13 protein-coding genes and 4 pseudogenes are annotated in these 10,594 nt (G+C 67.7%); 4 read left to right on the forward strand and 13 right to left on the reverse strand.

What is annotated here, in order from left to right:
* The 4 genes and pseudogenes from AQJ11_RS40325 to AQJ11_RS52555 all read right to left on the reverse strand — a co-directional run.
* A pseudogene (locus AQJ11_RS40325) lies at positions 1 to 411 on the reverse strand (IS5 family transposase); the annotation flags it as partial.
* A gap of 147 nt (positions 412 to 558) precedes the next feature.
* Positions 559 to 1,239: an Lsr2 family DNA-binding protein gene (locus AQJ11_RS40330; RefSeq protein WP_244218602.1), complete on the reverse strand. Its 681-nt coding sequence runs from the start codon at positions 1,237 to 1,239 to the stop codon at positions 559 to 561.
* The gene (locus tag AQJ11_RS52550) at positions 1,236 to 1,661 is read right to left on the reverse strand and encodes a DNA/RNA non-specific endonuclease (protein WP_244218603.1); all 426 of its coding nucleotides are present in this window, start codon (positions 1,659 to 1,661) and stop codon (positions 1,236 to 1,238) included. Before AQJ11_RS52550 ends, AQJ11_RS40330 begins: the two co-directional genes overlap by 4 nt.
* 135 nt (positions 1,662 to 1,796) lie before the next feature.
* Positions 1,797 to 2,039, reverse strand: a pseudogene (locus AQJ11_RS52555) (RHS repeat-associated core domain-containing protein); the annotation flags it as partial.
* On the opposite strand from AQJ11_RS52555, the gene AQJ11_RS52560 reads away from it, so the two are divergent.
* A complete protein-coding gene (locus AQJ11_RS52560) occupies positions 2,038 to 2,226 on the forward strand; it encodes a hypothetical protein (protein WP_167360903.1) in 189 nt (62 codons plus the stop codon). The pseudogene AQJ11_RS52555 and the gene AQJ11_RS52560 overlap by 2 nt on opposite strands.
* A gap of 94 nt (positions 2,227 to 2,320) precedes the next feature.
* Positions 2,321 to 2,479 (forward strand): annotated as a pseudogene (locus tag AQJ11_RS47530) (helix-turn-helix domain-containing protein); the annotation flags it as partial.
* Between the two features lie 195 nt (positions 2,480 to 2,674).
* On the opposite strand, the gene AQJ11_RS40345 reads toward AQJ11_RS47530, so the two are convergent.
* The 4 genes from AQJ11_RS40345 to AQJ11_RS40360 all read right to left on the reverse strand — a co-directional run bounded on the left by AQJ11_RS40345 (position 2,675) and on the right by AQJ11_RS40360 (position 5,660).
* The gene (locus tag AQJ11_RS40345; RefSeq protein WP_059266725.1) at positions 2,675 to 3,283 is read right to left on the reverse strand and encodes a hypothetical protein; all 609 of its coding nucleotides are present in this window, start codon (positions 3,281 to 3,283) and stop codon (positions 2,675 to 2,677) included.
* Positions 3,270 to 4,571, reverse strand: a complete 1,302-nt coding sequence (locus AQJ11_RS40350; protein ID WP_059266726.1) for a DUF7224 domain-containing protein — start codon at positions 4,569 to 4,571, stop codon at positions 3,270 to 3,272. The genes AQJ11_RS40345 and AQJ11_RS40350 overlap by 14 nt, the downstream gene beginning before the upstream one ends.
* Entirely contained in the window at positions 4,565 to 5,341 is a 777-nt protein-coding gene (locus AQJ11_RS40355; RefSeq protein ID WP_208616740.1) for an ATP-binding cassette domain-containing protein, read from the reverse strand. The genes AQJ11_RS40350 and AQJ11_RS40355 overlap by 7 nt, the downstream gene beginning before the upstream one ends.
* A 67-nt stretch (positions 5,342 to 5,408) precedes the next feature.
* Entirely contained in the window at positions 5,409 to 5,660 is a 252-nt protein-coding gene (locus AQJ11_RS40360) for a hypothetical protein (RefSeq protein ID WP_159061799.1), read from the reverse strand.
* A gap of 71 nt (positions 5,661 to 5,731) precedes the next feature.
* Here AQJ11_RS40360 and AQJ11_RS40365 point away from each other — a divergent pair, with 71 nt between their 5' ends.
* Positions 5,732 to 6,025 carry a hypothetical protein gene (locus AQJ11_RS40365; RefSeq protein ID WP_059266728.1) on the forward strand — a complete coding sequence of 98 codons (294 nt, stop codon included), beginning with the start codon at positions 5,732 to 5,734 and terminating at the stop codon, positions 6,023 to 6,025.
* Positions 6,026 to 6,343: 318 nt separating this feature from the next.
* On the opposite strand, the gene AQJ11_RS40370 is transcribed toward AQJ11_RS40365, so the two are convergent.
* The 5 genes from AQJ11_RS40370 to tpg form a co-directional block, all read right to left on the reverse strand.
* Positions 6,344 to 6,907, reverse strand: coding sequence for a DinB family protein (locus AQJ11_RS40370; RefSeq protein ID WP_059266729.1), 564 nt, complete (start codon positions 6,905 to 6,907; stop codon positions 6,344 to 6,346).
* A gap of 542 nt (positions 6,908 to 7,449) precedes the next feature.
* On the reverse strand, positions 7,450 to 7,713 hold the full coding sequence (locus tag AQJ11_RS40375; RefSeq protein WP_059266730.1) for a hypothetical protein: 264 nt from the start codon (positions 7,711 to 7,713) through the stop codon (positions 7,450 to 7,452).
* Positions 7,710 to 8,156: a hypothetical protein gene (locus AQJ11_RS40380; protein ID WP_244218605.1), complete on the reverse strand. Its 447-nt coding sequence runs from the start codon at positions 8,154 to 8,156 to the stop codon at positions 7,710 to 7,712. Before AQJ11_RS40380 ends, AQJ11_RS40375 begins: the two co-directional genes overlap by 4 nt.
* A gap of 95 nt (positions 8,157 to 8,251) precedes the next feature.
* Entirely contained in the window at positions 8,252 to 8,473 is a 222-nt protein-coding gene (locus tag AQJ11_RS50185; RefSeq protein ID WP_063807748.1) for a hypothetical protein, read from the reverse strand.
* Positions 8,474 to 8,833: 360 nt separating this feature from the next.
* Positions 8,834 to 9,160: a telomere-protecting terminal protein Tpg gene (tpg, locus tag AQJ11_RS52960; protein WP_398781406.1), complete on the reverse strand. Its 327-nt coding sequence runs from the start codon at positions 9,158 to 9,160 to the stop codon at positions 8,834 to 8,836.
* A 715-nt stretch (positions 9,161 to 9,875) separates the two neighbouring features.
* Here tpg and AQJ11_RS47535 point away from each other — a divergent pair.
* A pseudogene (locus AQJ11_RS47535) lies at positions 9,876 to 10,061 on the forward strand (epoxide hydrolase N-terminal domain-containing protein); the annotation flags it as partial.
* Positions 10,062 to 10,594: the final 533 nt, after the last annotated feature.

Here is a 10,594-nt window from a genome sequence, read left to right on the forward strand (position 1 = left end):
AGCCGTCGGCCGCGAGGTGGATCTTCGTGGTCAGTCCGCCGCGGGACCGGCCGATGGCGTGATCGTCCGGCTCGCCGGCCGGGGCCCCTTTTTGCGGGCCCCGGCAGCGTGCTGGTGAGCGCGCACGATGGTGGAGTCCACGGACACGGCCCAGCTGACGTCTTCGTCCGCGTCGGCCTGGGCCACCAGGGCGGTGAACACCCGCTCCCACGTGCCGTCGACGGCCCACATCCGCAACCGGTTGTAGACGCCCGGCCAGGTGCCGTACTTCTCCGGCAGGTGCACGCACTGGGTGCCGGTCTGGAACTTGTAGGCGATCGCGTCGATCACCTCACGGTGGTCTCGCCAGCGGCCACCCCGCTTCGGTGTCCGGTCCGGGAGCAACGGCTCGATCCGCGCCCCACTGCGCATCAGACAACGGCACAACCGGACCAACGACCGACTGATCCAAACGAAACTGCCTAAGCACAGACCTGCCTGTCCTCGACTCTTGGCCCACGGTCTGGCCGTCACGTCCGAGGCATCCGCTGCTCGCTGACCCCCGCCGCTCCGTGGTGATCAATCGCTCTTGCGCGCCTGCTCCCAGGCGTGCCGAACTTCGGCGGGAATGCGTCCTCGCATCGGTACGTCGTACCCGTTGGCGCGCGCCCAGTTGCGGATTTCGTCGGTGCTGACGGGCGTGGTCTCAGGCGGCAGGGGCGGGGACCATTGGTCGAGGCGTGAGGGCTTGAAGTCGATGTCACCGTGCAAGAGTCCCCCGGGGAACTGCGGGACGGTCGTGGTGCCGCTGAGTACGGCGACCAGGAACTGGGTCAGGTCTCCGTCGAAGGTATACCAGCGCGGTCCGCGTGCTTCATTGACGGCGATGGTCCAGGCGTCGGGATCGTCCTTTGGATCGGTGATCCAGAAGATGTCCTCGCCGTTGTCCGTGCCACCGCAAGGAAGCAAGAGCTCCGGATCGACGGGGGCCGGGTAGATTCCCCGGGCGTAGTCGTCACGTACCTGCGCGCGGGTGCGGTCCTGGGCCGGGCCGAGCAGGTTGACGTGGACGGAGGTGTGACGTGGGTCGTAGACCCACAGGAAGTTGGCGAAGCGTCCGGGATCGTAGGCAGCGGTGAGCTGCTTGTAGTCCTCGGGAAGCCGCAGTTGGAGGACGGATTCGACGCTTTCCCAGTCCACTGGTGGCTGCACAGGGGCGGGCGGTGGGCAAAGCTCGGTGAGGCGTTGGAGGGGGGTCATTCGATTCCGTCCCTGCGTCGGATCATCTGTGTGGCCTGGTCGGGGTTGGGGAAGTTTCGGTCGAGGCGGAAGCCGCGGCTACCGTCCGCTTCCATGTAGACGTGGCTGGGCACGGAGGTTGCTTCGTTGTCAGCGTACTCAAGGTAGACGCTGTACTGGACGATCTCCCCGGGGCGGTCGCTGCTGCCCCGGACGGCGTCCCGGATCTGTAGCTCCAGATCTCTCATTTCGGGGGAGCTAGTTGGCCTTTGGGTAATGGTGAACAGGTTATCCGGGTGGTCGCCTGACCCGCCGAGTACCTTGGCCAGCATGTGGCCTCGTGCCTGGTTGTGTACGCGTCCGTCGACGAAACCGGGCGGCCGTATCGAGGGATTTGCATCGGTTCCCTCGCCGAGCATGTCCTGGGTGATGGTGGCGTGCATCTCGTAGGGGCGGCCATGTTCGTCGCGTACCCATACGACCTTGCCGCCCCAGGTGGGGTCGGCGGTGCAGCCGGCCAGGCCGAGCGGGTCGGTGAGGGTGAAGGGGTTGGGGACGTACGCGTAGTGGTTGGCGGCGGGCGCGAGTCCGAGGGGGTCTGGGGTGAGGTATCGGCCCAGGTGGGGGTCGTAGTAGCGGTTGACGTTGTAGTGCAGGCCGGTTTCCGGGTCGAAGTGCTGGCCCGGGTAGCGCAGGGGTGTGTAGGCGGTGCAGTCGCGGTTCCACTGGGTGGCGCCCCAGGCGGTGCTGCGGGCGCGCCAGGCGAGGGTGCCGTCGGGGGCTATGAGCTCGCTGGGGGCGCCAGTGAGGTCGGTGACGATGGCGAAGAAGCGCCGGTCGAGTGGCCTGCTGCTGGTCCGCGGATTTGGTCTCGCGTTGGGCCAGAGGGTGCTGCCCCAGGTAGTCCCAGGTCAGGGATATGCCGTCGGTGTGCTGTTCGGCGAGCTGGGCGCCGTCCCGAAGACGATCCGGTTGCCGTTGCGGTCCTCGATCTCGGTGAGCCAGTAGGCCGACGAGGCGAAGTAAGGGCTTCCGGTGAACGAGCGTGTCCAGCCGCCGGCCCGGTCGCGCCCTCGATGAGGCCACGGTGCGCGCGATGGTCCCCGCAGCCTGGCGGGCCAGGGCCAGACTGCTGGCCGCCATCCCGCTGCTGCGCCACAAGTCCGTGACGCAGGTGTCGGCGCTGCTCGGCTATTCCTCCCCGGCCGCGTTCTCCTACGCCTTCTCCCGCGCCTTCTCGGTGCCCCCGTCGTCGTTGGGAACAGGCCGTGCAGCGCGAAGGTCGGCGAGGCTCATACGGACAGAGAAGCGGGGCCGGGGTTGTTTATTTGGCAGCCACGCCAGCTCCACGCACCCGTGCCCGCGGCCGAGCTGTCGTGCCCGCCCAGGACTTGCCGACCAATGATGTGACTACTGCGGGTTCGGGTCGTTGAGGTGGACATAGGGCGGGGCGGGGCTATCTGTGGCGGAGGAAGGTCTTCCTCCGCCACTCAGTTGCTGCGGCCGCACCGACACCCACGAACAAAGCGGTCGCGGCGACAGCCCAGCTGAACAGGTCGGTGGCCGGGTGGGCCGTCCAGTCCCACCGGCTGCGGGGGTACCAGATGAGGAAGAAGGCCGACCCCAGGGGAATGGCCCAGCCCAGTTGGTGCCCCAGCAATCTGACAGAGATTAGGGCAAGGCCGAACCAAATTAACAAGGAGCGGACGAAGACCACTCCTGCTTCATAGCCCATGGCGACTGCTTCTGCACCGAAGGAGACGGAACAAGCCATCAGTGTGAGTACGGTGCAGTACGCGGCGCGGAAGCGGTGCATTTGAGGCGCACCCATTTCGTCCTGTGTGGACATCGGTCCGTCGAGAGCAGCGGTGAGGAAGACGGCCGACAGGAGTGGCAGTTCGTGCCGGAAGGGCACGCCTGTTCTGATTCCCCCGCTCCCGATGGAGGGGAGTGCTATAGGGGTACCTCCGAAGAACGCTGAGACAAGGGCAACGGCGGCCGTTCCCGCAAGGATGGCCAGTCCTCGGTGGACTTTCGCATAGCGGAGCAGGTCAGTAGCGTTCATCGGGCTTACACCAGGACAGGTCGATCTTGCTGCGCTCCTGGGTGAGCCAGTTTCGCTGCTCGGCTGAAGGCATCCGGTCGGCCTTGGTTGCCTCCTGCTGAGCGGCCGAGATTCCTACTCCTTCAAGGTGGAGTCCCTTGTCGGCGACGGCCGGGTCCTGGCCCATGGAGCGGTACTCAAGCCAGAATCTGATGTTTTCCATGGCCTGCCAGGACTGCCGATCTTTGCGGGGTGGCTGACAGAGGCCGAACGACTCGGTGAACACCTGGTCGGCCATGGCAATCGCGGCTGTGCGTACGTGCCCTTCGGTGATATCGAACCCGCGGTCCCCCCATTTGGTCCGTCGCAATCCGAATTCGTGGAACTCGTCGGGTGCCTTCATCCAGGGCTGAACTGGCTGGTTCAGCCGCTGGGCCATTCGGGTCAGCTCGGGCAGGTACTTTCGGTGCTCTGGCCACACGCACACTCGCGGAGCGTTGTGATCGGCACGGTCGCACAGCGGAGCAATCGCTGATGACGGTCGTTCCTCACGCAGTTCGCCTGAGGCCGGCACGGCAGCGAGCGCGAGGAAGGACGTGGCTGCCGAGACGACGGCGACACCTCGAATGCGAGCAGGGGTTCCCCAGCGGGGCATCTGGCGCTCGGCGCTCCTACGGAACGGTGGGGCGGTCACCGCGAGCACCGCGAGGGCGAGAGCCCACAGGAGCCGGACGGCAACCGGCAGCGGGCGCAGGTGGGTATCAGGCGGCCCGGCGAGAACGTTGAACTTGAAGGGCAGGGCCAGCATGCTGATGAAACAGCCCAGTGAGCAGACGACGGGTGTGAATGCGGCGGAGGGCCACCAGCGACCGGCCAGGTGTCCCACGGATGCGAAGACGGTCAGGGTCGAGGCGCCCAGCAGGAGGTAGGACGGCCACAGGAAGCCGGGACCTGCGTCCGCGAACGAGACGGCCGCTGCGGTGAGACCTCCGACCGCGTACGCGAGGAAGCCGAGGGTGAGAGTGGCGGACAGCCGCGCGGCTTCGATTCGCCAGCCCGGCCGGGGGGCAGCGAGCAGGCTCTCGGGCATTCCCGCGCGGGAGGCCCGTCCGGCCTGCCAGGCGGAGACTCCCGCGAGGACGGGCCCTAGGAAGAGGGTGGTGACCTGAGCCGCCACACTGGCTTCGGGCCACACGCCGACCCAGTACCGGGACCGTCCGAAGAGCACCAACAGGTCCACGGCGATCATCACGGGGAAGGCGGTGAGGAGGGGGGAGCGGCGCAGTTCGATGCGGTATGCGTTCAGCATGGGGTTTCCTGACTCGGCCGGCTGTTGCCCAGCGCCTCCATGTAGCCGCGTTCCAGAGGGCTGTCTCCTGGTGCGGTCGGCGTAGCCAGTTCCGCCAACTGCTGGGGAGTGCCGCTGTGGCGTATCTGGCCGTCGCTCAGCACGAAGACGGTGTCGCAGGCGGCTCCTACGTCCTCCACCAGGTGTGTGCTGAGGACGACGGCCGCCCCTGCACGAGCGAGGGAGCGGATGAGCTTGCGGAAGTCCAGGCGCTGCGCGGGGTCGAGGCCGACAGTGGGCTCGTCGAGCAGGAGCAGGGCGGGTGATCCGACGATCGCGGCGGCGATCCCGGCTCGGCGGAGCATGCCGCCGGACAGCGACTTCATGCGGTCGCGAGCCCGGTCGGCCAGCCCGACGGCCGCCAGTGCCTCCTTGGTCGCCGAGTCAGCCTGCTTGGAGGGGACTTCACGGAGCCACGCGCAGTAGCGGACGAAGTCGGCGATGGAGAACGCCGGGTAGTAGCCGAAGTCCTGAGGGAGGTAGCCGATGCGGCGGCGGACTCGCCGTGCTGTCCGTTCGTTGGTTACGGGGCTGCCGAACAGCTCCAGTTGCCCACTCTGCGGTGGCGCGATCGTGGCGAGAGTGCGGAACAGCGTCGTCTTGCCTGCTCCGTTGGGACCCAACAGCCCAGTGACACCGGGCTTGATGGAAAGGTCGAGGTTCTCGATGATACGCCGACCGCTATACCCCTGTGTAAGGGATGTCAATCGAACGATGGAATCAGTCGTCATTGGTGGTGGAATCCCCAAAGAACTGCAGGGTGGGACCGTCTGAACGACGGGCCCACCGCAGCGTTACTCAGACAGACGACGGACTGACCGTCGTCTTGTTGATCTCGAACGTGCACTCGTAAGTGTCGTACTTGCCCACGTACCCGCTGTACAGGTTGTCGTGGTGCTGCTCATCGATCTCGAAGTCGCAGTCGTAATTCGTCCAGTACCCGTAGGACGGGCCGTTCGTCGCGTTGGAGCAGTAGCCGTGACCGGACGTGCTGTACCAGTAGCCCCGGCACCCCTCATGCCACGTCGACTCGTTGGACGCGCTCGACATCGGCGCCGCAATGCCGATAGCCGCAGCCGCTAACGCCGTGACCAAAGCTCCCTTCGCGGCCTTGGATGCCGATGGCCACCGAAGATCCCTACGCGATCTGGCCGTACCACCTCCACTGCGCGATCCGCACCGCACTCCGCAGCGCCGACGACCACGCTGAAGACCGGTGGACCTCGGCCGACTGGCACCGGGCCGCCGAACGCGCCCTGGCCGCCCCGGCCCAGCTCCTGGAACGCCACTACGAGCACCGCCGGGTCCAGGCCCTGGCCACCCTCGCGGCCAACCCGCACACCCCGTACACCGCCGTCGCCGACGTCCCGGCCGGGACCTGTGGCTCCACCCAAAACGGTCTGGGCGAGGACTGACGCCCTCGCCCCGACCCGCAACGAATCCCTTGAATCATCGCGCTGCCCGGTCTGCTCAGGCCCTATGCTAGAAGGAAGCCGCAGGTCACAGCGCTAGACATGCTCCCAGCGCTGCCGCCAGAGGGCATATCGGCGACGGAAGATGACGCTGTCGTGTCCCGAAGAAGAACGTAGGGAAGGTTGAGTAGTCTCGCCGAAGGTTGAGCGCGGTGGGATGCGGCCTTGGTGATGTTCATCGTGAGGCCCTCGGCGGCAGCAGCCATGGAGCGTCACGGAGTCTACGTGAGTTTCCGAAGCTCGATCGCCGGTTACCGAAAGTCATATTCGGTGCGGTACGGCTCCGTCCTGCCAGCGGTAGAGGTCGCGCAGCAGGGAAATCTCGGCGCCATGATGGATCAGCTCCCTGTTGACGTGCAGGACCCTGTTCTCCATGGGAAACCGCTCGGGACCCACGGTGGGCGGATTGTCCAGGTCAGCGTCCGAGAGCTTGCGGACCCCCGCGTTCCATCTCCCATACATATCATCGAGCTGTTTCAGCGCCTCGTCAGCGGTCCCCGCGTAGGCGAATGTCTGGGAGTCGACGTCCTGGCCGCCGAAGTACCATCCGACCCGATAGCCAAGGCACGAGACGATGATGTGCGCCAGCCGCCAGGCAATCGTGGTCACCGGCGCCGGCACCGGGGCAGGGGACGCGGAGTCCATCGTCCATTCCCCCGAACCTTCCGACACCGGTGCGGCCGACGTACCACGTGGGCGGATGCTCCAGCAGCCGCGCACCGGCTCCCAGAAGTACTCCTCGTCGGTAAGACCGTCCAGCCGTGGCCGCAGGTTCTTGCGCCAGTACCAGTCCAACTGCTCCGCGAGCCGCTCGCTTCTTGTCATTGCCGCACACTACAGACCCGTCGAGCAGGGTGATCGTCGCCGTCTGCGGTCATCCTCCACTGTCGCAAGCCCACAGACAGCCAGCCCTAACTGGCACAGAAGGCAGTTGATCGCCTTTCGCTGGCAATCGATCAACGTTCACTGGCACAGGTCAGCCTGGCCGGACTGTTCAGGAGCGGACGATAACCGGGCGCGAGCCGTGTCACGCTGATCAGGCAAGAGGCCCGGATCGGGGTCCGGGCCCGTGGTTCCGGGCCAAACCGGCCGCGTAATACCCGCCGTGACAGACCGGACGGAGGTGCGTGACACCCCCTGGATGTGACAGCGTGACAGTCACCATCCGAGATTATCGTGGGCTCTACCTCCCAGCTATGCCACAGGGTCACAGGCCATCTCCCAGGAACGCGTCTACCTGTGGAAACGGCCTCCCCGCGCCCTAGGCATCACAGGCGTATCGGGCATTTTCAGGCACCAGGCTCCCCTATCTGTCACAGGTCTCGCCCGGGGATCTGGGAGGTCTGGGAGGTTGCGCGAGGGTGAGATCACAGGAGCGCCGGGCTGGGGCAGCGGCACTGCTCGCAGTCGGCGCAGCCGGTGCACTCCACGCAGAACGCGCGTGGCGTGCGCGGGCAGTGGCAGATCGGGTTGTAGTCGGGGGCGTCCTCGCCGGGGTAGTACGTCTCGCCGATCGGCGGCTCGGTCCACACGTAGACGGTGCCGTCGGCGAGCAGCTTCTCGAAGCGGCGGCCGATGGCGCTGGCGGTGTGCCATACGGCGACGACCTCCGGCTCCTGGTCGTGGGTCATGCCGGGCTCCCTTCGGTGCCGGTCGGCTCGGTGGCGCGGGTGAGGAGCGCAGCGAGGTCGGCGGCCTCGGGTTCGGCGGTGGCGAGCCGGGCCGCGAACGCCAGCTCGCCGGGCGCGGCGGTGGGGACCAGGCGGGCGAGTTCGGCGAGCAGCGCGGCGTGCGCGAGGACCGGCGGGGTGAGGAGGCCGGCGGCTTCCTCACGAGCGGCCGGGTCGCGGTAGTGCCCGAGGTGAGCGGCGAGGGCGTGGGCGAGCCAGGCGTCGACCTCGGCCTGGACGTATCCGCCCGCGCGCCGGGTGAGTTCATCGCGGACGGCTCCGTCCCTGTCGCGGGGCTCGGTCTGCTCCAGCGTGCCGAGCTCGCGCAGCGCCTGGAGCTCATCGGCGTGGGCCGCGGTCCGGGCGGCTTTGCGCAGCTCGGCTTCCCAGGCGGCGGCGGCCACGGCGTCGGCGGCGAGCTCGCCTGGACGACGTCGTCGACGTCCGGGTCGTAGACGGTGCCCGGTGCCGCAGCGGCGAGCAGCTGGGCAAGGCGCTCCTACTCCGCGAGCTCCGCCCGGCCGCGGGTGTTGTAGGCCGGGTCCTCGTGCCGCGCGTCGAACCGCGCGTCCTCGAGGGCCGCCACGATGGCGCCGGCGTCCATGCCCTTCGCCCGACACCGGACGACGCGGCGGCTGATGCGGGCGGGGTCGACCGGCTCGCGGGGCGCGGTGACGCGCAGGGCGAGCGGACTGCGGGCGGTGCGCCGGGGCGCGGTCATCGTCGGCCTCGTTTTCGTGATGCGGATTGAGGAACGAGCCGCTGCCAGAGCGCTGTACGGCGGCCCGCCGGATACGTTTCTAGCAGGTCCCGAATTCGACCGGGCCAGAACCGGAACTCTATTTGTGATACCTGCGTGAAATCCGCGCGCAGGCCAGCGGCGCGGGTGCCCCATTCCGTGAAATACGACTCGGTGATGGCCTCGGCGACGATCGGACGCAGGTCCTCTTCCGTCGCACCAGCCTCCTGGAGTTCGAGGATCTGCTTCGCATAGGTGGGTAAGCCGTGGTGATGGCGCGCTCGCGGCCATCGTCCGAGCTGCCCGTGCAGGTGAATCCGAAGTACACGGTCACCTCTACCATCATGCCGCTGACGGTGGCCGCCTCTCGCATGCCCGTGCTCTGACCTGCGGTTGCCACTCGGATTCCGCCTCCTCCACCAGCACGGCCTGGAGGCGTTTCCGGGGTGTCGTCAGCTGTCCGGCGCGGTAGCGCCGCACGGTGCGGGTCGAGATGCCCAGGCGCTCGGCGAGGGCCTTCGTGGACCGCTTGGCGCGCGTGTAGAGGTATTCCATCTGAGCCTTCGCTGATTTCGGCGCGGGCCGGGTGAACACCTTCCGCTCCGCCCGCGCGAGGGCCTCCAGGACCTTGCCGCGGCGCGGGGCCGGCTGCTGCTCGTCATCGCTCATGCGACCAGTCGGCCATGGGGAGCCTGTGGTCGGAGACCGGTGTCCGCGCAGGTCGCGCCCGCCGGTGTCCCGGCGTCCGTCCGTACGGTGGGAAGATCGGCCAGCCGTAGTTCTTGCCCGGCTTGACGAGGCTGCGTTCGTCCCACTTCTCCGCGCCGATTAGCGGGGCGGGCCGGTCTGCACTGCCAGCGCGAGCGGCCGATGGAAGGCTTCCGTGCAGCGGCCCCCTTGCTCATCAGCTGCCAGCGCTCGCGGGTCAGCATCATGTACGCCGCGGTGAAGCCACCGACAACGGCACCGACCTCGCGGGCGACCCATGGTCGTTGATCGTCGTGGGACTCGTCGAGCCATCGACCGGAAGATCGTCAGGATCGCACCTTCCTTGAGGGCGCCTCCCGCCTGCGCGGCATCACGGCCGGGCACGAGGCCGCCCTGAAGGACTGGCTCATAGAGCGATACCGGCGGGGCCGCAACCCCACTCATCGCGCTGCTGCAGGACGCGGGAACGGACGACGGCGAGAGCCGCTGAACCCGTGAACGCGGTGCTGACACAAGGTCTCGGTCCGGGCCAGGGAGGTCATCCGTCGCCGTTCACACCCTCCGGGCAGTTGTCCCGGAGAAGGCGTCCCGGGAACATCGCCGGGACACGGACATCAGAGATGTTTCGAGCGAACGAGAGGACGACCGAGCATGATCAGCACGGAACACGTCGCGCGGTGTCGACGGTGACCGCCTCGCGGACCTGATCTCCCATTGGGCCCGCTCCTACGACTGGCGGGAGCACGAAGCCCGCATCCGTGCCCTGCCCTGGGCCCTGGCCGGCCTGGCCGACGCACCGGTGCGGGCGGTCCACCACGGCGTTCGCGCCCCAGCATGGAGGAGTCTGGCAGCCAACACCTGAGTACGCGTACTCAGCCGGACGGCGAAGGAGTTGGAAGCGGTGCAGGTCAGGGTTAAGTCCATGGGCAGGCGCCGAACCACAGGCGTCGGCCGCACCCCGGCACAGATGTTCGGCCGCTGCTTCCAACTCCTGCGGAAAAGAACCCCGTTGTCGTGACGGCCAGTGATGGCGTCACAGAAGTTGTGCCAGAGCCGAGAACGGACAGCACCGCAGTGGTGGCCGGCGGGCCGCCGTCGACCGCGCTACGGCGGCCCCGGCAAAAGCGCTGGCTACGGGCGGAGGCCGCAGTAGCCGTCGCGCCGTGCCCTCCGCGGGCGGGTGCCTCCCGTTCTCGGGTTCTGGTCCACTGCTTGTGGTGTGGTGACGGGTTGTCACGAGGTAGGGGCGTGATGGTTCATCGCCGCGGCGACAGGCCACGGTGCCCGAAGCTTCGCAGTGGTCTCCCGAGGGGGATGGGGAGCAGGGCTGGGCGCACCGGACCCGCTTTTTGAGGGGGAGTGCGTGGTCGTTGTGGTCGCTGCGGCCCGGGTAGA

Source organism: Streptomyces corchorusii, assembly GCF_001514055.1.
GTDB classification, from domain to species: domain Bacteria; phylum Actinomycetota; class Actinomycetes; order Streptomycetales; family Streptomycetaceae; genus Streptomyces; species Streptomyces olivaceoviridis.